The sequence below is a fragment of the Novosphingobium sp. genome (assembly GCF_027531025.1).
Classification (GTDB): Bacteria; Pseudomonadota; Alphaproteobacteria; order Sphingomonadales; family Sphingomonadaceae; genus Novosphingobium.
Map to the genome: position 1 here is coordinate 64,849 of NZ_JAPZQX010000003.1, position 22,964 is coordinate 87,812.

Annotated in this window: 19 protein-coding genes; 13 read left to right on the forward strand and 6 right to left on the reverse strand. The window is 63.5% G+C overall.

The genetic code is table 11. From position 1 onward, the window contains the following. Nucleotides 1–4 precede the first annotated feature (4 nt). The 4 genes from O9281_RS03370 to O9281_RS03385 all read left to right on the forward strand — a co-directional run bounded on the left by O9281_RS03370 (nucleotide 5) and on the right by O9281_RS03385 (nucleotide 3,807). Complete coding sequence (locus O9281_RS03370) at nucleotides 5–595, forward strand: hypothetical protein (RefSeq protein ID WP_298182725.1); 591 nt, start codon at nucleotides 5–7, stop codon at nucleotides 593–595. Nucleotides 596–610: 15 nt separating this feature from the next. Beyond that, nucleotides 611–1,360, forward strand: a complete 750-nt coding sequence (gene fabG, locus O9281_RS03375) for a 3-oxoacyl-[acyl-carrier-protein] reductase (protein WP_298183898.1) — start codon at nucleotides 611–613, stop codon at nucleotides 1,358–1,360. Between the two features lie 158 nt (nucleotides 1,361–1,518). Continuing rightward, nucleotides 1,519–2,637 carry a DNA polymerase III subunit beta gene (gene dnaN / locus O9281_RS03380; RefSeq protein ID WP_298182728.1) on the forward strand — a complete coding sequence of 373 codons (1,119 nt, stop codon included), beginning with the start codon at nucleotides 1,519–1,521 and terminating at the stop codon, nucleotides 2,635–2,637. A 93-nt stretch (nucleotides 2,638–2,730) separates the two neighbouring features. Beyond that, nucleotides 2,731–3,807, forward strand: a complete 1,077-nt coding sequence (locus O9281_RS03385; protein WP_298182731.1) for a DUF2855 family protein — start codon at nucleotides 2,731–2,733, stop codon at nucleotides 3,805–3,807. A 91-nt stretch (nucleotides 3,808–3,898) separates the two neighbouring features. Here O9281_RS03385 and O9281_RS03390 read toward each other — a convergent pair whose 3' ends face one another. Continuing rightward, complete coding sequence (locus O9281_RS03390) at nucleotides 3,899–5,653, reverse strand: amidohydrolase family protein (RefSeq protein WP_298182734.1); 1,755 nt, start codon at nucleotides 5,651–5,653, stop codon at nucleotides 3,899–3,901. A 99-nt stretch (nucleotides 5,654–5,752) separates the two neighbouring features. Next, the gene (locus tag O9281_RS03395) at nucleotides 5,753–7,063 is read right to left on the reverse strand and encodes an FAD-dependent oxidoreductase (RefSeq protein ID WP_298182737.1); all 1,311 of its coding nucleotides are present in this window, start codon (nucleotides 7,061–7,063) and stop codon (nucleotides 5,753–5,755) included. 364 nt (nucleotides 7,064–7,427) lie between these two features. On the opposite strand from O9281_RS03395, the gene O9281_RS03400 reads away from it, so the two are divergent. From O9281_RS03400 to O9281_RS03410, 3 genes are all read left to right on the forward strand, one after another. Further along, nucleotides 7,428–9,920, forward strand: a complete 2,493-nt coding sequence (locus tag O9281_RS03400; RefSeq protein ID WP_298182740.1) for an EAL domain-containing protein — start codon at nucleotides 7,428–7,430, stop codon at nucleotides 9,918–9,920. Between the two features lie 265 nt (nucleotides 9,921–10,185). Further along, the gene (locus O9281_RS03405) at nucleotides 10,186–10,575 is read left to right on the forward strand and encodes a hypothetical protein (protein WP_298182743.1); all 390 of its coding nucleotides are present in this window, start codon (nucleotides 10,186–10,188) and stop codon (nucleotides 10,573–10,575) included. Between the two features lie 321 nt (nucleotides 10,576–10,896). Further along, the gene (locus O9281_RS03410) at nucleotides 10,897–11,565 is read left to right on the forward strand and encodes a hypothetical protein (RefSeq protein ID WP_298182745.1); all 669 of its coding nucleotides are present in this window, start codon (nucleotides 10,897–10,899) and stop codon (nucleotides 11,563–11,565) included. A 166-nt stretch (nucleotides 11,566–11,731) separates the two neighbouring features. Here the strand turns inward: O9281_RS03410 and O9281_RS03415 are convergent, their stop codons facing one another. The 3 genes from O9281_RS03415 to O9281_RS03425 form a co-directional block, all read right to left on the reverse strand. After that, nucleotides 11,732–12,025 carry a hypothetical protein gene (locus O9281_RS03415; protein ID WP_298182748.1) on the reverse strand — a complete coding sequence of 98 codons (294 nt, stop codon included), beginning with the start codon at nucleotides 12,023–12,025 and terminating at the stop codon, nucleotides 11,732–11,734. 111 nt (nucleotides 12,026–12,136) lie between these two features. After that, the gene (locus tag O9281_RS03420) at nucleotides 12,137–12,484 is read right to left on the reverse strand and encodes a PilZ domain-containing protein (protein WP_298182751.1); all 348 of its coding nucleotides are present in this window, start codon (nucleotides 12,482–12,484) and stop codon (nucleotides 12,137–12,139) included. Nucleotides 12,485–12,659: 175 nt separating this feature from the next. Next, nucleotides 12,660–13,217, reverse strand: a complete 558-nt coding sequence (locus O9281_RS03425) for a J domain-containing protein (protein ID WP_298182754.1) — start codon at nucleotides 13,215–13,217, stop codon at nucleotides 12,660–12,662. Nucleotides 13,218–13,671: 454 nt separating this feature from the next. Here O9281_RS03425 and O9281_RS03430 point away from each other — a divergent pair, with 454 nt between their 5' ends. Together O9281_RS03430 and lepA are read left to right on the forward strand one after the other, a co-directional pair. Further along, nucleotides 13,672–15,921, forward strand: a complete 2,250-nt coding sequence (locus O9281_RS03430; RefSeq protein WP_298182757.1) for an EAL domain-containing protein — start codon at nucleotides 13,672–13,674, stop codon at nucleotides 15,919–15,921. Nucleotides 15,922–16,294: 373 nt separating this feature from the next. Then, a complete protein-coding gene (lepA, locus tag O9281_RS03435; protein WP_298182760.1) occupies nucleotides 16,295–18,112 on the forward strand; it encodes a translation elongation factor 4 in 1,818 nt (605 codons plus the stop codon). A gap of 105 nt (nucleotides 18,113–18,217) precedes the next feature. On the opposite strand, the gene O9281_RS03440 is transcribed toward lepA, so the two are convergent. Next, entirely contained in the window at nucleotides 18,218–18,964 is a 747-nt protein-coding gene (locus tag O9281_RS03440) for a LuxR C-terminal-related transcriptional regulator (RefSeq protein ID WP_298182762.1), read from the reverse strand. A gap of 723 nt (nucleotides 18,965–19,687) precedes the next feature. On the opposite strand from O9281_RS03440, the gene O9281_RS03445 reads away from it, so the two are divergent. The 4 genes from O9281_RS03445 to O9281_RS03460 all read left to right on the forward strand — a co-directional run bounded on the left by O9281_RS03445 (nucleotide 19,688) and on the right by O9281_RS03460 (nucleotide 22,939). Continuing rightward, nucleotides 19,688–21,238, forward strand: a complete 1,551-nt coding sequence (locus tag O9281_RS03445; protein WP_298182764.1) for a hypothetical protein — start codon at nucleotides 19,688–19,690, stop codon at nucleotides 21,236–21,238. Between the two features lie 91 nt (nucleotides 21,239–21,329). After that, the gene (locus O9281_RS03450; protein WP_298182766.1) at nucleotides 21,330–22,127 is read left to right on the forward strand and encodes an outer membrane protein assembly factor BamD; all 798 of its coding nucleotides are present in this window, start codon (nucleotides 21,330–21,332) and stop codon (nucleotides 22,125–22,127) included. Between the two features lie 80 nt (nucleotides 22,128–22,207). After that, nucleotides 22,208–22,642, forward strand: a complete 435-nt coding sequence (locus tag O9281_RS03455; protein WP_298182769.1) for an Rrf2 family transcriptional regulator — start codon at nucleotides 22,208–22,210, stop codon at nucleotides 22,640–22,642. A 114-nt stretch (nucleotides 22,643–22,756) separates the two neighbouring features. Continuing rightward, on the forward strand, nucleotides 22,757–22,939 hold the full coding sequence (locus O9281_RS03460; protein WP_298182772.1) for a YezD family protein: 183 nt from the start codon (nucleotides 22,757–22,759) through the stop codon (nucleotides 22,937–22,939). The last annotated feature ends 25 nt before the right edge of the window (nucleotides 22,940–22,964 follow it).

Here is a 22,964-nt window from a genome sequence, read left to right on the forward strand (position 1 = left end):
ACCGATGAAACACCAATTCGCCGCGGCTGCCATCGCGGTCGCTCTTGTCGCCTCGCCCGTCCATGCCGCCAGCGGACTTGACTGCCTTGACCGGGGCTATACGGCTGCCGAGCAGGCCCAGATTGACCGTTTCCACGCCGACTTCTCGTTCGAGAAGTTCTCTAACGACGCGACCTCGGATCAGGTGCTTGACCCGCTGATCCAAGGCATTTCCAACCGCGCCGCCGCCTGCAGTCAACAGAACCGCTGGTCCGACCCGGCCTTTGAGCAGGCGATGTATTACAAGATCTATTCGTCGCTGGCGCGTGCCATGGAACGGCGGGCGCCGATTGCCCAGGCGGTGGTGGTAAAGATCAAGGCCGGCACGACCGGCGCGGACCGGCTGAAGCTGAAGCAGATCTTCCTGCCTACCCTGGCCAGTGCGGGGACGGGGGCACCAGCGCCGGGGATCAGCGCCGAGCATCAGACCTTCATCGAGCAGTTCCTCACCAGGAACGGGATCCCCACCGATCAGGTGACGAGCGAATTCTTCGGCGCCTGGGTGGCTGCGGAACTGGGCGCCGAAGTGGCATTTGAAAAGTTCGCAAAGGAATAGGCAGGAATGCAGCGCATGTTCGATCTTTCGGGAATGACCGCCCTTGTCACCGGTGCCGCCGGGGGCATCGGTTCGGCGATCAGCCACGCTCTGGCGAAGCAGGGGGCCCGCCTCGCGCTGTCCGGCACCAATGCCGCCAAGCTGCGCGCCTTTCGCGAGGAACTGAACGACACCTATGGCCACGACCATGTCGAGATCACCTGCGACCTGTCGAACACCGAACAGGTTGAGCATCTGGTGCCGGCCACGGTCGATACCCTGGGCAAGATCGATATCCTTGTGAACAACGCCGGGATCACCCGCGACAACCTGGCCATGCGGATGAAGGACGAGGAGTGGGAGCAGGTCATCAAGGTCAACCTTGAAGCCGCCTTCCGCCTGATGCGCGCCGCGACCAAGCCGATGATGAAGGCCCGCTTCGGCCGGATCATCACGATCACCAGCGTGGTCGGCGTCACCGGCAACCCGGGCCAGATCAACTATGCCGCGGCCAAGGCGGGCCTGGTCGGCATGTCCAAGTCGCTGGGGCAGGAACTGGCCAGCCGCGGCGTGACCGTCAACTGCGTTGCCCCCGGCTTCATCCGCACCGCGATGACCGAGGTGCTGCCCGATGCCCAGAAGGACGCGCTCAACGCCCGGATCCCGATGGGCCGGATGGGCGAGGGCGAGGATATCGGCGCGGCTGTGGCCTATCTCGCCAGCAAGGAGGCCGGCTATGTCACCGGCCAGACCCTGCACGTGAACGGCGGGATGGCGATGCTCTGACGCAGGGCGGGCTGAGGGAGGGAATTATCCCCAGTTTCGCCCGGATTCCCGCCGGGTAAGCTTGCCCCGAAGGTCTCCGGCGTTAAGAAAGCGAGTCCGCATTTCCGGCGCAGGGGCCGATTCTGGCCGCGCGCTTCCTTGGGGACGAAAGACCGACCATGAAGGCCACCATCGAACGCGCGACGCTGCTCAAGTGCCTGTCGCACGTGCAGTCCGTCGTTGAGCGGCGCAACACGATCCCCATTCTCTCGAACGTGCTGATCGAAGCTGCGGCCGATGGCACGGTGCGGATCATGGCGACCGACCTTGACCTGCAGGTGGTGGAAACGCTGGGTGCGGTCTCGGTCGAAGGCGCCGGGGCGATCACCGTTTCGGCCCACCTGCTGTTCGATATTGCCCGCAAGCTGCCCGATGGCAGCCAGGTCAGCCTGGAAACGGCGGATAACCGCATGACGGTAAAGGCCGGGCGCAGCCGCTTCTCGCTGCCGACCCTGCCGCGTGACGATTTTCCGGTAATCGTCGAAGGCGATCTGCCGACCAGCTTCGAGCTGCCCGCCGCCACGCTGGCCCAGCTGATCGACCGCACCCGCTTTGCGATCAGCACCGAGGAAACCCGCTATTACCTCAATGGCATCTTCCTGCATGTGACGGACGAGGAGCTGAAGGCCGCGGCCACCGATGGCCACCGCCTGGCCCGCTTCACGATCAAGCGCCCCGATGGCGCCGAAGGCATGCCCGACGTGATCGTGCCGCGCAAATGCGTGGCCGAACTGCGCAAGCTGCTGGATGAGGCGCTGGATGCCAACGTGCTGGTCGATCTCTCGGCCAGCAAGGTGCGCTTTACCCTAGGCGGTGAAAACGGCGTGGTGCTGACCAGCAAGCTGATCGACGGCACCTTCCCCGATTACAGCCGCGTGATCCCCACCGGGAACGACAAGCTGCTGCGGCTCGATCCCAAGAGCTTCTATGAAGGCGTCGACCGCGTGGCGACCATCGCTACCGAAAAGACCCGCGCGGTCAAGATGGCGCTGGACAATGACCGGGTGACCCTCTCGGTCACTTCGCCTGACAATGGCACGGCTTCGGAGGAAGTCCCGGCCGATTACAAGTCCAGCGGGTTCGAGATCGGCTTCAACGCCGGTTACCTCAAGGACATCCTGGGCCAGATCGAGGGCGATACGGTGGAACTGCACCTGGCCGACGCCGGCGCGCCCACGCTGATCCGCCAGGACGACAAGAGCCCGGCGCTCTATGTGCTGATGCCGATGCGGGTCTAAACCGCTTTACCTTGCCACGCAGGCTTGGTTGAATGGGCGTGCCGCATGGCGCGCCCATTTGGTTTCAGGCCCATGCATCTTCGGGAGAAAACAATGCCGCAGACCGTCCAGATCAACCGCAAGGCGCTTGGCGAAGCGCGGATCGTCGATGCTCCCGCCGGGGCGCTGGCCGATGGGGCGGTGCGGCTGAGGATCGAGAGCTTCTCCGTCACTGCCAACAACGTGACCTATGCCGTGGCGGGCGATGCCTTTGGCTATTGGAACTTCTTCCCGGGTGAAGGGGAGTGGGGCGTAGTGCCGATGTGGGGCCATGCCGTGGTCGAGGCTTCGAACCATCCCGATATCGCGGTGGGGGAACGGGTCTATGGCTATCTGCCGATGGCCACGCACCTCGATGTGCTGCCGGTTGGGGTATCGCCCGGCGGATTCACCGATGGCGCCGCCCATCGCCAGCCGATGAGCCCGATCTACAACCAGTACAGCCGCCTTGCCGCCGATCCCGAACATGATCCGGCGCGTGAGGGGGAGCGGATGATCTTCGGCCCGCTGTTCAAGACCGGCTTCCTGATCGAAAGCTTCATGCGCCGCGAAGGCTGGTTCGGGGCAGAGGCGGTGATCTGCACGTCCGCCTCGTCGAAGACGGCGATGGGCCTTGCCTCGGTCGCGCGGCATCGCTCGCCGGGGATGAAGCGGATCGGGCTGACTTCGGCGGGTAACGTCGAATTCGTCAAGCGGACGGGCTTCTATGACCAAGTGCTGGCCTATGACGATCTGGCCAGCCTGCCGCAGGTGGCCTCGGTGCTGGTCGATTTCGCCGGCAATGCCGGGCTGATGCACGGCGTGCACACCACGCTGGGCGATCACCTGAAGTATTCCTGCACGGTCGGTGCGACCCATGTTGGCGCGGGCTTCGGGCAGGAGCGCGGCGCCTTGCCGGGGCCGACGCCGGTGCTGTTCTTCGCGCCCGACCATGCCGTGGCGGCGATCAAGGAACTGGGCCCCAAGGCCTTTGGCGAGGCCGTGGCGGAAAGCTGGCTGCGCTTCATCGCCGAGGCGGGCGGGGCGCTGACCATCGACACGCGCGCGGGGCTGGAAGCCGCGCGTAATGCCTTTGCCGCTACTCTGGCGGGCAAGGCCGATCCGGCGGTGGGGATCGTGATCCGGCCGTAACTCGTCGTCCCGGACTTGATCCGGGACCGCTGGCGGATGGGCGCTACGCCTGACAGCGATCCCGGCTTTCGCCGGGATGACGGGATCAGGCCTACTCCGCCGCTTCGAGCATTTCCACGCGCTGCGGCCCGCGGATCAGGCCGCCGGGGGTGGCACCGGACCATTCGCCATTGCGGAACGTCACCGCGCCGTTCTTGATCGTGCAGACATAGCCTTCGGCCTTTTGCAGCAGGCGCTTGCCGCCCGCGGGCAGATCGAAGGCCAGCCACGGCTTGCCCAGCTTCAGCTTGTCGAGATCGATCACGTTGAGATCGGCCAGATAGCCCGGCGCGATGACACCGCGATCTTCCAGGCCATAGAGCCGGGCCGTATCGCGGCACTGGCGCTGCACGGCGCGTTCCAGCGAAATCCGCCCACCGCGCTTGCGATCACGCACCCAGTGCTGAAGCATGAAGGTAGGGCTGGCCGCATCGCAGATCGTGCCGCAGTGCGCGCCGCCATCGGACAGCGAATTGACCGTATCGTCCGACGCCTGCAGCGCCTCGAGGAAATCGAGGTTGCCATCGGCATAGTTCAGCAGCGGCAGATAGATGAAGCCCTTGCCTTCATTCTGGCACAGCAGGTCATAGGCATATTCGTCGCCCGAAACCCCGGCGGCGGCGGCGCGGGCGGCGATGCTTTCATCGGCCTGCGGCTCGTAGTCGAAGTCGGGGTCCATTTCATACTGCATGGTCCAGCCGCCGCAGACCACCATGATCAGGCCGATGATGTCCTGGTTGACCTCGGAAAAGTCGTTGGTTTCGGACAGCAGCTGGGCCTTGAAGGCCGGATCGAGCAGCTTGGCGCGCTGCTGTTCCCACGGCAGTTCGGCTATCGCCTGCCAGCTGGGCCGCAGGCGGAACGGATGGACCGTGCCCTGCCAGGCCATGACGATCCCATTACCGCGCAGCGCGATCTGGGCAACGATGTTGGCGCCGTTGTCGTTCTCGGCGCGCATCTGGGCGATCTGTTCCTCCAGCGGCAGTTCCTTGGCGATGGATTGCAGCGCGGCATAAGTGCAGGGCAGGCCGGTTTCACGGCTCAGCGCGCCCATCCAGCCGAATTCGTCCCATTCGCGGCGCATGTCGCTGGCCATTTCAAACACGCCGTGCCCGGCCCGGCCCATGGCCCGGCCAATCTCGATCAGCTCTTCCTTGGTGGCGGTGGTGCCGGGCACGACTTCGCCATCGATCGAGCGGTGCAGCACGGTGCGGCTGGTCGAAAAGCCCAGTGCCCCGGCGCGCACGCCGTCCTCGACGATTTCGGCCATCTGGCGGATGTCATCCTCGGTCGGGATCGCGCCGGGCTGCTCGCGATCGCCCAGCACATAGGCCCGCACCGCGCCGTGCGGCACGTGGGTGCCAACATCGACCGTGCGCGGCAGGCGCTCAAGCTCGTCCAGATATTCGGGGAAGGTTTCCCAGTTCCAGGTCATCCCTTCGGCCAGCGCCGTGCCGGGAATGTCCTCAACCCCTTCCATCAGCCCGATCAGCCAGCCATGGCGATCCGGCCGCGCCGGGGCAAAGCCGACCCCGCAATTGCCCATGACCACCGTGGTCACCCCGTGCCAGCTCGACGGGGCCATTTCCTGGTCCCAGGTGGCCTGGCCATCGTAATGCGTGTGAATATCGACGAAGCCGGGCGTCACCACCTTGCCGGCGGCGTCGATTTCCTCGGCGGCATCGCCCTGAACCTTGCCCACGGCTGCAATCAGCCCGTTCTTCACCGCGACATCGCCGGTGAAGCGCGCCGCGCCGGTGCCATCGACAATCGTGCCGTTGCGGATGATCAGATCGTAACTGGGCATGGCCTCTCTCCGAATGGAGCGACTCTCTGGGGTCGCGTCTTTAACCGGACGATTAAATCACGGCTTGGAGGTGGGGGCAAGCGCTGATGCCCTGCCAGCCTATTCCCCCAGCGCGCGGATCATGTCGTCGACGTGGACGAACTTTTCGCGCGGCGCGCCTTCGCGGGCCCGCTGTTCTTCCACGGCCTCGATCTTCTTCCAGTCGCGGAAGGTGACAATGTCCAGCCCGCGCGCCTGCGCCAGGGCATCGAAGCCGGGGCGACCCTGCTTGCCGCCGCCCTGGCCGATGTCCCCGGCGATCAGGTCGACCACGGCGAAGCCATCGGGGCGGTTTGTGCCGATCGTGCCCGAAGGCCCGCGCCGCGCCCAGCCGACGCAATAGAGGCCGGGGAGGATCCGCCCCTCGTCATTGGCAAAGCGCCCGGCGCTCTCCTCGAATGGCACGCCGGGGATGGGGGAGGTCTTGTAGCCGATGCAGGTGACGACTAGGCTGGCTGGGATCACATAGGTTTCGCCTGTGCCGCTGGCCCGGCCATTGGCATCCAACGTGGTGCGCTCGATCTCGATGCCCGTCACCTGGCCATCGCCCTGGATCGCCTTGGGGCTCGCGAAGAAATCGAACTCGATCTCCACCGGCTTGTCGGCGCGAAACTCTTCGGGGATCGCGGCAAAACCGCGCAGGTGGCCCACCGACTTGCGCTGGCCGGGCTCGAGAAACAGGTCCTCGTCCTCGGCCGGCAGATCGGCCGGATCGACCCGCGGACAGGCGCGCGCAAGGTGGGCCAGCTCGCCCAGTTCCTTGGGCGTCATGGCGATCTGGTGCGGCCCGCGCCGACCCAGGATGACGATCCGAGAAATGCGTGATTTTTCAAGCGCATGGAGCGCATGGGCAACGATGTCGCTACCGTGGAATTCAGCTGCCGTCTTGGACAGGATGCGGGCCACGTCCAGCGCGACATTGCCATTGCCGACGATCACCGCGGTTCGCCCCGAAAGGTCCGGGTTCAGCTTCGCGAACTGCGGATGGCCATTGTACCAGCCGACGAAGGCTGCGCTGCCAAAGACATTATCCAGCCCTTCGCCGGGAATGCCCGCGGGTTTGTCGTTCGGCGCGCCAGTGGCAAGGACCACGGCATCGTAAAGCTGCTGCAGCTCGGCGATGGTCACGTCCTCGCCGATGGTCACATTGCCGACGAAGCGGACATTGTCGGACAGGGCCGTGCCTTCATAGCGGCGCGAGACGCCCTTGATCGACTGGTGATCGGGGGCCACGCCGGTGCGGATCAGGCCATAGGGGACGGGCAGCATGTCGAAAATATCGACCCGCACATCCTCGCCCCATTGCTTCTGTGCGGCTTCAGCGGTGTAGTAGCCGGCCGGGCCGGAGCCGATGATCGCAATGTGGCGCATGGTTCAGGCGCTCCTGCCAGCCGTGCCGCGGCGGCAATCAAGATCCCACCGGTACCTGCGCTGCATAACGGCCATCGGCAGTCCCCGTCCGATTGTGTTCTTTCATCACTATGCCCAGCCGATCAGGTCTTTACAACCCGCGTTCCGCACTCATCGCCAGTGGCACCTAATGGTTTGATTAACCCTTCTTCAAAGACCTGAAACCTATAGTGCCTCGATGGTGCGCAATGTGGAAATGGAGCAGAATACGTCGCCGTCGGCCCGCGGACCGGCGGGTCCGCGTGCTGTTTCCAGGCCCGGGGCGACCGGCCACGGTCCGGTTTACATCCTGATCGAGCCAAACTGGCGATTTATCGCGCCCATCATGCTGGCGCTCGCCGTGCTGGTGGGCATCGCCAACCGCGCCGTACCGACGGTACCGGCCGTTGCCATGCTGGCCGGGGCCATGCTGATCGCCTGGTCGACGCCCTTCCTGAACAAGGTGGAGCAGCGGCGGATCAGTTCGCTGGTCGAACGCGAAGCCCTGCACGCCTTCGCGGTTGGCGGGCCCATGCTCTTGTTCGGCCTGGGAATCGCGACCTGGACCGCTCGCGATCCCGGATTGGAATGGTCGGAAGCCATTCCGGCCCCGATCCTCGTATCCGCGCTGGCTACCATCATCCTCAACCGCCGAATTCCGGGCATCACCGGGGCCGTGGTCGCGATGTGGCTTGGCGTTGCCTTGATCGACGGAAGCACCGTGTCGCTCTTGCTGCTGGCGGGTGGCGCCTGTCTGGGCTTGTTTGCCGCTTCGCGGCAGATCCGCAGTGACCGCGCCGCGGCCGAAGCCGAGCAGGAGCGACTGCGCAACCAGCAGCGGGCCGAGGAACTGTTGAGCGATTTCGAGGACAGCGGCCAGGGCTGGTTCTTCGAAACCGATCGACGAGGGATGCTGGCCTATGTCTCGCCCACTGTCGGGGTAATCCTGGGCTGCCGGGTGCAAGGCCTGATTGGCAAGCCGATGTCGGTCCTCTTTGCCAATGATCCCGGGAGCCAGGAAGGCGAGCGCACCCTGGCCTTCCACCTCAATGCCCGCTCGGCCTTCACTGAACTGGCCTTGCGTGCGGCAACTGACAAGGAAGAACGCTGGTGGTCAATCAGCGGTCGCCCGCTGTACGACGAGTTCCGCAACTTCGTGGGTTTCCGTGGCTCGGGCCATGATCTGACCGAAAAGCGGCGATCGCAGCAACATGCCTCGCGGCTGGCGCATTTCGATTCCCTGACCGGTCTCGCCAACCGGTTGCAGATGGCCCAGACGCTGGAACGCATCCTGGCTGCCCCGAACCCTCAGCACCGCGCCTGCGCGGTGTTCCTGCTCGACCTGGACCGCTTCAAGCAGGTCAACGATACCCTGGGCCATCCGGCTGGCGACGCCCTGCTCAAGCAAGTGGCGGAACGGCTGGAGCGCACGGTCGGGCCGGTTGGCCGGGTCGGTCGTCTGGGCGGTGACGAGTTCGAAGTCATCCTGCCGGGCCGACAGGACCGTGAAGCCCTTGCCACACTGGCGGATCGGATCATCAAGTCGTTGTCGCTGGCTTACCAGCTTGATGGCCACCGCGTGGTGATCGGCGCTTCGGTCGGGATTGCGCTTGCGCCCGATGACGGGGTGATCTCCGAAGAATTGATCCGCAATGCCGACCTTGCGCTCTATGCCGCCAAGGACGGCGGCCGCGGCATCCACCATTTCTATGCCGCCGACCTGCACAGCGAAGCCGAGGAACGCCGCCAGCTCGAGGCGGATCTGCGCGATGCGATCAGCAACGGCGGGCTCGAACTGCATTATCAGCCGATTGTGCACACCTCGACCGAACGAGTGACCGGGTTCGAGGCGCTGCTGCGCTGGAAGCACCCACGGCTTGGCTGGCTATCGCCCGCCCGGTTCATCAACGTGGCTGAAGACGCGGGCCTCATCGTGCAGATTGGCGAATGGGCCCTGCGCACCGCCTGCCATGATCTTTCCAACTGGCCCACCAGCGTGCGTGTGGCGGTCAACGTTTCGCCCCTGCAGTTCATCAGTCCATCCTTGCCCGGGGTGATCACCAACATCCTGGCCCAGACCCAGATTGATCCCAAGCGGCTCGAACTTGAAATCACGGAAAGTGTCTTCCTCAACGATGACGCCAGTGTCGAGGCCATGTTCGCTTCGCTCAAACGTGTCGGTGTGCGGCTGGCGCTGGACGACTTCGGAACCGGCTATGCCTCGCTCGGGTATCTGCAGCGCGCGCCTTTCGACAAGATCAAGATCGACCAGAGCTTCGTGCGTGGCGCAACGCAACAGGGCAGCCGTAACGCGGCAATCATCGCCTCGATCGTCAGCATGGCCGAGGCCATGGGCATGGAAACGACCGCCGAGGGGGTTGAGACCATGGATGAGCTCGATCTGGTTCGCAGCCTCGGGTGCAGCCACGTCCAGGGTTACATCTACAACAAGCCCTTGACCCGAGAACAGGCCACCGCGCTGCTCTCCGAAGGGCCGATGGCCATCGCCGATGGCCCCAGGGCCTCGCGGGCAGTTCGTCAGGCCATGCTGCGCAATGTGCAGCTGGTTCACGCGGGGCAGACCTACAACGCCAAGATCCGGAACCTGTCGGCCACAGGCGCGATGATCAAGGGGCTGTGGAACGTGCCCAGGGGCACGATCTTTCAGATTTACCTGGCGGAAGACTTTGCTGTTACCGGGACCACGCGCTGGTGCCAGGATGACAAGATCGGGGTGGAGTTCGTCAGTGCCCTGCCGGTCGACAATGCCGGGCGCGTCAAGATGCTCGCGGCGGCCACTGGCCCGACCCTCTCGGAAAAGCGCGCCGTCAACGAATAGCTGCGCCGCGCGAAGCCGGGGAAAACCCCTCGCTGACATTGCCGGGCAGATGGCCGCCTTCTTGGCCGCCAGTTCGGCTGTCCGGGCGCATCACGCAACCTTTGACTGAGCGACCCCAGGTACACATGCGCCATCCGGTTCGGACGGGCGTCTCGCCTGTATGCGCATTCACTTATGCACCCCAAGCTGAAACCTTCAGCCTCGTGCCTTAAGGTCAAACCCTCAAGTGAGCATTGCATTCACCGCACGAGACCAGTCATCCGAAATGAGCCAACCGCTTCGCCTTGACGAGAACGCCATCCCGCTCCTGATCGATCTGGTCGGGAAGCTGGGCAATGCGCTCGACTGGTACTTCGGCTTCGGGAAGGACGACTTCTGGATCTTGCGACCCAGTGTCCGGTTCCTGGACGATCCGGTGACAGAACTAATCTATTGGTTATCGTATTGTGCGTTCATGGTTTACATGATCACCCAGGACTATACCAAAGATATAGAAATAAAGAAGAAATACAGGCAGTACGCTCATGGTACGATTGCCCTGATGGTGGTTTTCCTGCTGACACCGATTTTCAAGGTCGCCTGCCACTATTCGATCGTCGCATACTGGACTGTCGATTGGCGTGGTGTCTTTACGGGTCGGTATGTGATTCCATGAATTCGTGCAGGGTCAGCACGACCAGTTGAATACCTGCTACGCTGCAACTGGTATAGTTTTAGGGCAGGATGTCAGCAATGAACAATTAAGGTCATTGAATTTCGATATTTATCGAAAGCGAACATCCATTTTCATTGACAGCATCGTAATCAATGTCAGGCACAATATGATTGCGCCGACTTTGTGCGCTCATAGGTATTTTTCCATGAAGCGATGATAGCGAATTTGCTTATATCGTATTTAGGCTGAATCAATCACGATTGGCTATCCCGGTGGCGAGAATGCCATGGGAGCCGAGACATGTACTACTCGAAACCGCTGATGAGTTACGAGGCCATCTGCCAGGTGCTCGATGACGCCGCGGAGGCTGCCGGTCGTCCGCTGGACTGGCGCAAGCCGCTTTATGCCGCGATTGACGAACTGCACGCAGCCGCCGCGCCCGAAGAGCAGATCCGGATTGCCGAGCGTATCTCGATTGTGCTCCTTCAGCTCGATTGGGCGATCCTGCGGCGCGACAGCGACAAGGCCGCTGCGGCGCGCAGCGAACTGGCCGAGCTCGGTGAAACATGGCGCGCGCTGGTGGGAGCCGAGCCGCTTGACCTGCAGGACTTCGTCAGTCCCGAGCCGAGTGCCTCCGTGGCATTCGCTGCCGAAGCTGAGAGCAGCACTGCGCCAGCCGAACTTGAGACCGGGACCTCAGACCACTTCCAGGCGCCCTCGTCGATTGACTTTCAGGCGTTTCGCAGTGGGCCGCTGCGGTCCGAGCGGATTGATTTTGGCGCCGCGCGCCGAGACACCGGCGACACCTTCGGTGAGGATGCCGTACTTGACGATGACGACAGCGAAGGCCCGGGCATTGATTTCCTGGCCGTAAGCGGGGCGCAGGCCCAGCCACAGGAGCCCTCGACCATCATGGATGATCAGGACGTCGAGAGCATGACCGAAGCGCTTGAGCGGATCACGCTGCGGGCGCGTTATGGCGAGGACTGAGCGCCAGGAGCAGTAAACCAGGCCCGGCATCCTGGTCACAAGATTGCCAACCGACCTGCTGGCGCGCCGAGCCTCCGCCCGGCGCGCCAGGTTGCGTCTGGGGTCTCAAGCGATGCAACCGGCAGTGACCCGCGGTTGAGGCGGATCGCCCAGAATCTGGGCGGTGCTAAGGGGTGGGGGATTTGGGAGCCGGACGTTCCCACGAGATGTCATAGGGGGAAGCAAGGCGAAGCTGCCCCGTCTCGGGATTGACGATGCAGTGATTGATGAGAACCTGATCGCCATCCCGGCTCGCGAGCTCGACCACGATCCGGCCGGACTTCATCCAGGCATCAACCACTTTGGCTTCGGAGCCAGCGCGTTTCTCCGACGTATTGTAAAAGTCGGCGCAGGCTATCCGCTCATTGGCGTGCAAGGGTTTGCCGCCTTCCGAACAGCCAGCGATCAGCATGGCAAGCATCAGACCGATCCTACGCATCTCTCGCCTCACACGCAGTCTTGTCGAATGTCAGTCGGGTCATTGAATTCACAGGTGCCTTGCTCTCGAAACCGCTGCTGCTCGCGCCGCTGGTCACGGCGCCGGCAAGCTCAACGATGCGGTCAGCAAAGTGCCGCGGTCGGGCTCGCCCTCGAAATTGCCGACCGACGTATCGAACTCGACCCCGAAGCTGCGGCCCTCGACCCAGCGGACCACGCCCCACAGCGAGCTGCCGTCAGGCAGGTTGAGCCGGACTAGCTCGTCCTTGGCGACGGCCCCTTCGCGACAGATCCCGCGCATCCCCCTGGCCGATACGTTCTGCATCATGACCGGCAGCGGTCGATCGGCGGAATCCTGGAGCTGGACGCGCAGCAGGGTGCGCCGTCGGCGCGATCGCATGATGGGCGTGGGCTGGAAACGGCTGACGGGTTCGTAACTCATCGGCAATCCTGACTCTTCGGCATCGGAATTACGCCGCAGTCTACTAAGGATTGGCCGTCTGCCCCATTCGCGGATCCGCTTATTTCCCTAACCGGCTAGAGACCTTTTCGAGACCGGCCAGCCGCCCCCAGGGGGCAGTTGCGGCATCCCTTGACCCAGTATTCCGGGTTCCGGATCAGGCGTATGCGCGCCGGTCGGTCAGTTGAAGCTGCGCGATCTTGCGCATGTGCTGACCCACGATCTGGTCGACGCCATCGACGGTGATTGCCACGCCGCCCGTTTCGACGACCCTGATCAGGCCCTTTTCCTTGAGATACCAGATCAGGAAATCGAGGTGGCTTGGCGAGCACTGCAATTGCTCAAGCAGCCGCATGTCCCCCATGGCCGGGTTGCGCGTATCGGCCCGCCGCTTCTCGTAAAGGATGCCGAGCAGGCGCTGCTGGATGTCCACGTCGCTGGCAACCTCGTGAGCGCTCTCGTCCGAGAGACCCTGCTGCGTCCGCCGCCCTTGGGAGGCATAAAGGCGGTCATATTCGGCGCGCTTCTCGGGGTTCTTGAGCGTCTGGTAAGCTTGCACGACCAGCGCGAAGAGGCCCGCGTCGCCGGTTTCCTGGCTATCCGGGTGCACGACCTTGACGCGGTAGCGATAGGCCAGGTTGATCAGACCCAGGTCGGCTTGCGGCGAGATGCCGAGCAGATCGTAGTAGTCCACGAAATGGAGGTCTTTGGCCATTTGTCCCGTCCTTCGCGCCGCCCTCGGCAAATCTTCGCTCGCGCAGGCGAAGACGGGGCTTGGCGTTCGGATGATCCTTTACCGGATTTCCCCTTAACCATGGCCGTAACCGGCATAAGTGGTTGTTGGTAAGCCGGCCGGCTCGCCAGGCTTGCTCCGGCAATCCCGACGGTCGGCAGGCGATCGGCTGAGGCTTTAAGGGCCATTAGGTGGGTATGACTACCGATTGGAAGTCCAGAAGCGATTAAGTGGGTTGCGCATCATTTGCACTGCCAGCCTGCCCAAGGTGACCTAAGTCATCGTTTTCCCGAGTGTTTCATGACGGCAATATAGGTACGGCCCCCAAACCTTCTTCGTGAAATCACGCACTTGCCCGAAAAGGCTGCGCAAACCCTGTTGTTAGCCTTTCTGCAACCATGCCCGGTTAACAAGCAATCACAGCCTCCGGGCAGATTTGGGAAGTTCTATCGTATTCGCCATGGCCACTTCGGGTAACAGCTCCTTCGGCGTCTTGCGCAACCTGCTGGGCAGCAGGCGCGATGACCATGGCGCGGGCGAAGCGGCCAAGTCGCCTGAAGAGCAGCTCCTTGAACTGGCGCAGGACTATGAACGCTCCGGCCTCGGCTGGTTCTGGTCCAGCAATGCCGAAGGTCGCCTCACATACGTTTCGGAATGCGTGGCCCAGGTGCTGGGGGTGGCCCCCGGCGCGCTGGTGGGCCAGCCGATCCAGTCGCTGTTCATCCTCGATCGCGATGATGACGATCCGGTGGAACGCACGCTGCCGCTGATCCTCAGCGCCCGCAAGACCTTCTCCGAGCTGCCGGTCAAGGCCGCCAGCGAGGATGCCGAGCTGTGGTGGTCGATCGCCGGCCGGCCGCAATATGACGCCCAGGGCAATTTCCGGGGCTATCACGGCAACGGGATCGATGTGACGGCCACGCGCCAGTCGCACAAGGATGCCTCGCGCCTGGCGCAGTACGATTCGCTGACGGGCCTGGCCAACCGGCACCGCATGGGCAAGCGGCTCAACGCGGTCCTGACCGCCTACCGGTCGGCCAAGCGGTCCTGCGCGATCTTCATGCTCGATCTCGACCGCTTCAAGCAAGTCAACGATACCCTTGGGCACCCGGCTGGCGACGAACTGCTCAAGCAGGTGGCCCAGCGGCTGAAGCGCGTGCTGGCCGACAAGAATTTCGAGATCGGCCGCCTGGGCGGTGACGAATTCCAGGTGATCCTGCCCGATATCGACGATCGCGGCCGCCTGGGTGAGCTGGCGATGACCGTGATCACCATGATCTCGCAGCCCTACCAGATCGAGGGCAGCCGCTGCGTGATCGGGGCCTCGATCGGCATTGCCATCGCCCCCTATGACGGGATCAACAGCGAAGACCTGGTCCGGTCGGCCGACCTGGCGCTCTATGCCTCAAAGGGTGGCGGGCGCGGCCAGTTCCGGTTCTATTCCAGCGACCTGCACAGCGAGGCCGAGCGCCGTCGCCAGATCGAGGAAGACCTGCGCGATGCGCTGGGCAGCGGGCAGATGCGCGTGGCCTATCAGCCGATCGTCGATGCCAAGACCGAAAAGGTCGTCTCGCTCGAAGCCTTCTCCCGCTGGGAACACCCCGAGCTGGGCGATATCCTGCCCTCGATCTTCATCCCCATCGCCGAGGAAGCCAACCTGATCGGCCCGCTGGGCGATTGGGTGCTGAAACAGGCCTGCTCCGATGCCGCCGAATGGCCGGGCGGGGTGAAGATCGCGGTGAACGTATCGGCCGCGCAATTCGCCAACCCGGGCTTTGCCTCGTCCGTGGCCCAGGCGCTGGCCCACAGCAGCCTGCCGCCCGAACGGCTGGAAATCGAACTGACCGAATCGGTGATGATGGGCGATCGCTCCACCGCCGAGGAAATCTTCACCGCGCTCAAGATGCTGGGCGTCAGCCTCGCGCTGGACGATTTCGGCACCGGCTATTCCTCGCTCAGCTATCTGCAGCACGCGCCGTTCGACAAGATCAAGATCGACAAGGCCTTCATCCGCGGCGTCACCGATCCGGCCAACCGCAACTCCGCGATCATTGCCTCCATCGTGGGGCTGGCGGATTCGCTGGGCATGCTGACCACGGCCGAAGGGATCGAGGCGCACGATGAGCTGGATGCGATGCGCCGCCTGGGCGTGAAGCAGATCCAGGGCTTCATCTATGCCGCCGCGTTGAGCCACGACGAAGTGGCCGAGGCCATGGCCAGCGGCGAATGGCGGATCGAGGCGAACGGGCCCAGCAAGTACCGCCCGGACCGCCGCACGGTGCTGCGCAAGGTCGGCCTGATCCATGAGGATCACCGCTACGAAGTGATGATGCGCAACCTGTCGCGCTCGGGCTGCATGGTCGAAGGCCTGATCGACGTGCCGCTGGATACCCAGTTCGTGGTCGATTTCGGCGAAGGCCAGCTGGCCGTGGCAGTCGCGCGGCGCAGCGCCGGTTCGATGCAGGGGCTGGAATTCGAAATTCCGCTGGTTGATGATGGCGCCGGCGGCCTGTGCACCCGTCACCGCGTTTCGCCCTATACCCTGGCCCAGGCCGGCATGCCGCTTCAGGCCCTGCCGCCGGGACAATATCCGATGCAGCTGATGCAGCAGCCGGGCGGCGGGCTGTCGATCCCCAAGTTCGGCCAGGCCGACCTGATCAAGACCAAGCCGGTCCGCGTAGGCTGAAGGCCGGGAGCGGGCGAAGCACCGGTACCTTGCCGGAGAGGCGCGATGCGCTTCGGTTGAGTCCGTGCGTTTTCCTACTCCGATGCCGCTTGCTATTCTCCATGCCAGGCCCGGTTGCGGGTCTGGAACAAGAGGCGGTGAATGCTGGCACATGGAGACATCCGGATCGGCAAAGGCGGCACCGTCATAGGGCGCAGAAGCGCGGGGCTTGCCCCGGTCCAGCGCGGCGGACTTTTTTGGACCAGGACAGTGGTCCACGTGGTCCACCGGGCCCTTTGAAGCCGCACACTACCTCCCCGGTGACTCGGGGCTTGCTTGCTGCTAACGGCGGCGCGGGCCGGGCGATTTGCCGGGTGTTTTTCAGAAGAATTCGATGACCAATCTTTCGTCTATCCGCAATTTCAGCATTATCGCCCACATTGACCACGGCAAGTCGACCCTGGCGGACCGGTTGATCCAGTTCACCGGCGGCCTGTCCGAGCGCGAGATGTCTGCGCAAGTCCTTGATAACATGGACATTGAGAAAGAGCGCGGGATCACTATCAAGGCGCAGACCGTGCGGCTGAAGTACAAGGCGCGCGATGGCGAGGACTATGAGCTGAACCTCATGGACACGCCCGGCCACGTCGACTTTGCCTATGAGGTGTCGCGCAGCCTTGCCGCCTGCGAGGGCGCGCTGCTGGTGGTCGATGCGGCGCAGGGGGTTGAGGCGCAGACCCTCGCCAACGTCTACCAGTCGATCGAGCATGACCACGAGATCGTGCCCGTGATCAACAAGATCGACCTGCCCGCGGCCGAGCCGGACAAGGTCAAGGCCGAGATCGAGGAAGTGATCGGCCTTGATGCCAGCGATGCCGTGCTCACCAGTGCCAAGTCGGGCATCGGGATCGAGGACGTGCTGGAAGCCGTGGTCAAGCGCATCCCCCCGCCCAAGGGCGATGCCGCCGCGCCGCTGAAGGCCATGCTGGTCGACAGCTGGTACGATCCGTACCTGGGCGTCGTCATCCTGGTCCGCGTGATCGACGGGATGATCCGCAAGGGCCTGCAGGTCAAATTCATGGCCGGCGGCACCGAGCACCTGATTGACCGGGTCGGCTGCTTCACCCCCAAGATCGAGCAGCTGAGCGAACTTGGCCCGGGCGAGATCGGCTTCATCACCGCCCAGATCAAGGAAGTGGCCCAGGCCCGCGTGGGTGACACGATCACCACGGTGAAGGGCGGGGCAAGCGAGGCGCTGCCGGGCTTCAAGGAAGTGCAGCCGGTGGTGTTCTGCGGCCTGTTCCCGGTCGATGCGGCGGACTTCGAGAAGCTGCGCGATTCCATCGCCAAGCTGCGGCTCAACGATGCCAGCTTCAGCTTCGAGATGGAAAGCAGCGCGGCGCTCGGCTTTGGCTTCCGCTGCGGCTTCCTGGGCCTGCTCCACCTGGAGATCATCCAGGAACGGCTGACCCGCGAGTATGACCTGGACCTGATCACCACCGCGCCCTCGGTGGTCTATCGCATCCAGCTCAGGAAATCGAAGACCGACGACGCGCGCGAGATCCTGCTCCACAACCCGGCCGACTATCCCGATCCCAGCCGGATCGAGACGATCGAGGAACCGTGGATCAAGGCGACGATCTATACGCCCGACGAGTACCTCGGCTCGATCCTCAAGCTGTGCCAGGATCGCCGCGGCATCCAGACCGGGCTGACCTATGTCGGCGGCCGCGCCCAGGTGTCATACGAGCTGCCGTTGAACGAAGTGGTGTTCGATTTCTATGACCGCCTGAAAAGCATCAGCCGCGGCTATGCCAGCTTCGACTATGAACAGATCGGCCTGCGCGAGGGCGACCTCGTCAAGATGGGCATCCTGGTCAACAACGAACCGGTCGACGCGCTGTCGATGATTGTCCACCGCAGCCAGGCCGAAGCCCGCGGTCGCCACATGTGCGAACGGCTGAAAGACCTGATCCCCCGCCACCTGTTCAAGATCCCGATCCAGGCCGCCATCGGCGGCAAGGTCGTCGCCCGCGAAACCATCAGCGCCATGCGCAAGGACGTCACCGCCAAGTGCTATGGCGGCGACATCACCCGCAAGAAGAAGCTGCTGGAAAAGCAGAAGAAGGGCAAGGCCAGAATGAGGGAATACGGCAACGTTTCTATTCCCCAAGAGGCCTTCATTGCGGCGCTCCGTATGGGTGAAGAGTGATCGAGAAAGCGATCGTTTAGCGCTGCGAGATCAGTCTGAACGATGCAAAGACCCCCTCCCGTCAAGGTGGGAGGGGGCCAGGGCGAAGGGCGAGTTGTCGGAGGGTCAGATGACCTCGCCTTCGATCGCCCAGCGCAGCACCTGGGCGGTGGACTGCGACTGGGTTTTGTTGAGGATGCTGGAGCGGTGCGATTCCACCGTGCGGCGGCTGATGTTCAGCATTTCACCGATCTGGCTGCTGGAATGGCCGGTGGCGACCAGGCGCAGCACTTCCAGCTCGCGGCGCGACAGGGTGCCAAGGCGGGCCTGGGCATCGGCCTTGCGCGTGACCAGGCCCAGCCGGACCGGATCGGGGGTGAGGAACATGCCCATGGGATGGGCCCCACCGTTGCCATTGCCGTTGCCGTTGCCTTTGTGATGGCCGTTCGGGGCGCAACCGTTGGCCGGTCCGGCGGCGGGGAGGGTGGGCACGAGACCCGCACCAGCCGGACCGGCGGTGCCAGCGGCGGCGGTCGTCACGGTCCAGGCGATCAGATCGATCAGCCGGTCCACATCGTCCGGCCACTGGAAATAGGACAGCGCGCCCCGCTGCATGCCTTCCACGACATGTGGCAGGATTACTTCGTCGGAATAGAAGATCAGCAGCGATGAGGCACCGAACCGTTGCAGGAAGGCCAGGGCTTCCTCGCGCCCTTCGGCTGGATCGTGGCAGGCCAGCAGCGCTAGCTCGCCGCGCGGTGCGGTAAAGGGATCGCCCGGATCGTGCGGGGCGGCGTAAATGCCGCGACCGCTCAGCCGGAACGACAGGTCGGCCCGGCGGCGATGATCGCGATCGACGACGAAGACCTTCATCAGCGCGTCGGCTTCTGGCGAGCGAGGGCAAGGGCGGCCTCAGCCCGCAGGTGGGCGGGGGAACCGGGAGCAAGCCGTTCAAGCCGGGGTTTTGTCCAAGCCGGGGGGAGGGCCTGGCCGGAATCGGGCAACGGGAGCGCAGCCTTGTTGAACGGGTCCGACATTGCGATAGGTTCACCCTCTTTTTTAGATACCTTCTGCGGCCACGCCGAGGTCCGATCATGGCCGCTTGCAATGGCAATCTGATTGGCCGGCCTCGATGGGAGAAGTTTGAAACCGTTTCATGGGGGTTGCATGGTCGGCCAGTAAAAGGATCTGTAGTTTTGCGCATGTGGGTTGGGTTTCGGCGCGTTTGCTATCAAAAGATGGCGTCGGCCGACGTTACATATTGTTTTACCTAGGTATATATTACTTTTTTGGTCGGCCAGGTCTACTCGAAATCAGCTAACAGGCCTTGTCACGAATGTATTGGGTACGACCTTGGGAACCCGTAGGTGTACGCATTGCTACTGGTCTAAAGGCTGGGTATTTACAGTTACACGAAGTGGAGTAACGCTCTGACCAGCAGGGTGCTTTGACATTCACCGGAGTGAAGACATTCAGATCGTGACAGCAGTAGCGCCTGGGGCGCCCGAAGGTACGTCACAAACAGAGCTGTTTCGCGCCGAGCTCAAGGCTGTGCTGGCTGATCCGGCATTTGCGCGTTCACCTGCTCTGTATCGCTTGATCTGCTATCTGGTCGAGGCGACCCTGTCGGGCGATGGAGAGCGGCTCAAATCCTATACCGTCGCGGTCGAGGGGCTGGGTCGTTCGCCGGACTTCGATCCCCAGGTGAACACCTACGCCCGCGTCCTCGTGGCTCGACTGCGCAGGCGCCTCGATGACTTCTATCGCGAGGATGGGGCCGATCGTCCCTGGCGGCTGGATGTGCCGCAGGGGTCCTACCAGGTGATGCTGGTCGCCAATGGGCCATCGATCGCTGCCAGGTCCGCGCCGGAAGCCGAGCAGGGCCACGGCGACCACACTCGGTCAGCATGGCGCAAGTGGCGTAACGTGGCTGCTTTGGCCCTGACCGCAATGGTGATCGGCGCCCTGGCAAGCATCTGGGTTTACCGCGAAGGAACAGTCGATGGGAGCTGGCAGAATTCCGACTTTCCGGTTCTGCTGATTGAAACTGTCCCGCCAGCCAACCCTGCTCGACAGCTGCAGCTCGATACCTTTGCCGAGGATCTGGCAAAGGCAATGGCGAAGTACGAAACCGCCCAGGTGGCCGATGCGCCAACTGCCAATGTGACCCACAAGGTCAGGATCGCGTCTGTGTCGTCGCCCAATGACGATGTCGTCGTCCTGGAACTCATTGACCTGCGCGACAACAAGCGGACCGTTGTTGACCGATTGGAACTGCCGCCCCTCGCGAGCTCCGCTGCCACGGAGCTGGCCAAGCGCGAAGCATTCAAGATGTTCGGTTTCTCGGGCATCGTTCATGTGGAGGCCCGCGCCCGGGGCGGCGAGCCCGACACGCCCTATCGCTGCTGGCTGCGGTTCAGTTCGGCGCTGATGGTCAGCGGTGCGCTCCGGGATGACAAGCTCAAGGCCTGTGCAACCGCCTGGTACGAACAGTCCCCAAACAATGCGATGGCCATTTCGCTCTATGGCTGGGTCTTGGCCAATAATTCGATCGTCAAGCCACTGGAAAGCCAGCGCAAGGCCGCGCTGGACGATGCGGCCCGGATCCTCGAGAGAGCGAAGGTTATCAACCCTGGTTCACGACATATCCTGCTCTCCCTGGCGCGGGTACATGGCCAGCGCGGGGACGTTGCCGCCATGCGGCAAGGGCTGGCTCAACTGCGCAGCGGCGATCTGCTCAATCCCGATTTCAATGGTGCGGTGGGTGTGCTGATGACCTTGGGCGGCGATCAGCAAGGTGAGCGCCTGATCGATGAGGCAATCGCCACGCACCCGATGACCCCGCCGCCGCGCTATTACCTGGGCAAGTTCGTTGCGGCGATGATGCGCGACGACGTCGCCGCCGCTGGCCGGGCACTGGCGATCATTTCGGCTGGCGATCAGACCTCGGCGTGGAGCGACCTGATGCGCGCCGCCTATTATGCCCGGATCGGTCAAATCGATCAGGCCAGGGCCAACTGGGAGCATTCCAAGTCCAAGCGTTCGATCACGGCCTGGAACGACCATTCCCTGATCGATCGCATGCCGGCCGCCGAACCGGTCAAGCAGCGCATTCGCGACTGGCTGAAGCCGATCCTCGAGGATTGAGGCAATGAATCCCTCTGTCCGACGCAGCGTGCGGGAAAACCGCCGCAACTTCACTTGGCGTTCATGCGCGCTCTGGTTATAGGCTGCGGCCATGTCTGATCGTTCGCCGATGAAGCTCGCCCTGATTGCCACCGCTGCCGCGGCCACCGTGCTGACCGCCGGGTGCGCCGGTCGGGGCAACCAGGTGAAGGATACCGCCTTCGTCGCCCGCGACGTCGACACGCTTTACAGCGCGGCCAAGGACCGGCTCGATCGTGGCGACACCAAGCTGGCCGCCGCCCTGTTCGACGAGGTGGAGCGCCAGCATCCCTATTCGCCCTGGGCGCGCCGTGCCCAGCTGATGAGCGCCTTTTCCTATTACGTGGCGCGCGATTACACCAAGGCGATCCAGTCGGCGCAGCGGTTCCTGTCGATCCATCCCGGCAACCGCGATGCGCCTTATGCCTATTACCTGATCGGCCTCAGCTATTACGAGCAGATCAGCGACATCAGCCGTGACCAGAAGATCACCAAGCAGTCGCTTGATGCCATGAACGAGGTGGTGCGGCGCTACCCGAATACCCGTTACGCCAGCGATGCGCGGCTGAAGATCGATCTGATCAACGATCACCTCGCCGGCAAGGAAATGGAGATCGGCCGCTTCTATGAACGGTCGGGCCGCTGGCTGGCTGCCAGCCTGCGCTTCCGCAATGTCGTCGAAGGGTATCAGACCACCAGCCATACGCCCGAAGCGCTCTATCGCCTGGTCGAAACCAACCTGGCGATCGGGATTCCGACCGAAGCCCAGAAGGCGGCGGCCGTGCTTGGGGCGAACTATCCCGGCAGCGAATGGTACCAGAAGGCGTTCGAACTGATGCAGAAGCACGCGCCGGACACGTCAGCCAGCTGATCTTCGGCCGGCGGATTGCGCGGGCTTTCTACTCCGCAGGTTGACATTCTGCGACAAGTCGCGCTCAATGCGCCTCGGCCATGCTTTCGCAGAAAACCCGTTATACGATCCGCGCGCTCCAGCACCTGGCCGATCACTGGCGCGAGGGGCCGATCCGGCTGGACGCGATTGCCGAGGCGCAGAACATCCCGCGCAAGTTCCTGACCGTAATCCTGGCGGAAATGGTGCGCGAGGGGTTGATCAATTCCACGCGCGGCCGCGATGGCGGTTATGAACTGGCCTTGCCGCCGGTCGACATCCGCTATGGCGACATCATCCGCCTGACCCGCGGCAGCCTGGCCCTGGTCCCCTGCGCCAGCCGCAACGCGCACGAACACTGCAACAATTGCCTGCCCGAGGCCGAATGCCGCCTGCGCGGCCTGATGCTGACCCTGCGTGACGAGATGGCCACCATGCTCGACCGGATGACCCTCGCCGACGAGATCACGCTGGAACCGCCCTTCGCAGGGACCTGAAATTCGGATGGAATCCGGCTGACGCAAGAAAGCGGCGCTTCATCGCCGCGAAGCAAAATCTCCATTGTCTAGTGAAAGAGTTGAGATAGCTTCGGCGGCGAAAGGAATCGTCCGATGCGCAGCACTCGCCCATTGCCGCCCAACCCGCCGCAACCGGTGCCAGGCGATCCGACCGAGGCCGCGCTGAATGCGGTGGCCGACGCGATTGGACGATTGCAATTCGGGGTGGTCCAGCTGGTCGTTCACGACGGTCGGGTGGTCCAGCTCGAAGTGACCGAGCGCAAGCGCTTCGGCTGAAACTCTATGCGGGACTGGCAGCGCA

Bases quoted from the DNA above. Each gene is read 5' to 3' on its own strand.
- lepA (WP_298182760.1), top strand. From the start codon at position 16,295: ATGACCAATCTTTCGTCTATCCGCAATTTCAGCATTATCGCCCACATT.
- O9281_RS03400 (WP_298182740.1), top strand. From the start codon at position 7,428: ATGCTGGCGCTCGCCGTGCTGGTGGGCATCGCCAACCGCGCCGTACCG.
- O9281_RS03405 (WP_298182743.1), top strand. From the start codon at position 10,186: ATGAGCCAACCGCTTCGCCTTGACGAGAACGCCATCCCGCTCCTGATC.
- dnaN (WP_298182728.1), top strand. From the start codon at position 1,519: ATGAAGGCCACCATCGAACGCGCGACGCTGCTCAAGTGCCTGTCGCAC.
- O9281_RS03385 (WP_298182731.1), top strand. From the start codon at position 2,731: ATGCCGCAGACCGTCCAGATCAACCGCAAGGCGCTTGGCGAAGCGCGG.
- O9281_RS03440 (WP_298182762.1), bottom strand. From the start codon at position 18,964: ATGAAGGTCTTCGTCGTCGATCGCGATCATCGCCGCCGGGCCGACCTG.
- O9281_RS03415 (WP_298182748.1), bottom strand. From the start codon at position 12,025: ATGCTTGCCATGCTGATCGCTGGCTGTTCGGAAGGCGGCAAACCCTTG.
- fabG (WP_298183898.1), top strand. From the start codon at position 611: ATGTTCGATCTTTCGGGAATGACCGCCCTTGTCACCGGTGCCGCCGGG.
- O9281_RS03455 (WP_298182769.1), top strand. From the start codon at position 22,208: ATGCTTTCGCAGAAAACCCGTTATACGATCCGCGCGCTCCAGCACCTG.
- O9281_RS03410 (WP_298182745.1), top strand. From the start codon at position 10,897: ATGAGTTACGAGGCCATCTGCCAGGTGCTCGATGACGCCGCGGAGGCT.
- O9281_RS03390 (WP_298182734.1), bottom strand. From the start codon at position 5,653: ATGCCCAGTTACGATCTGATCATCCGCAACGGCACGATTGTCGATGGC.
- O9281_RS03450 (WP_298182766.1), top strand. From the start codon at position 21,330: ATGTCTGATCGTTCGCCGATGAAGCTCGCCCTGATTGCCACCGCTGCC.
- O9281_RS03420 (WP_298182751.1), bottom strand. From the start codon at position 12,484: ATGAGTTACGAACCCGTCAGCCGTTTCCAGCCCACGCCCATCATGCGA.
- O9281_RS03460 (WP_298182772.1), top strand. From the start codon at position 22,757: ATGCGCAGCACTCGCCCATTGCCGCCCAACCCGCCGCAACCGGTGCCA.
- O9281_RS03395 (WP_298182737.1), bottom strand. From the start codon at position 7,063: ATGCGCCACATTGCGATCATCGGCTCCGGCCCGGCCGGCTACTACACC.
- O9281_RS03425 (WP_298182754.1), bottom strand. From the start codon at position 13,217: ATGGCCAAAGACCTCCATTTCGTGGACTACTACGATCTGCTCGGCATC.
- O9281_RS03370 (WP_298182725.1), top strand. From the start codon at position 5: ATGAAACACCAATTCGCCGCGGCTGCCATCGCGGTCGCTCTTGTCGCC.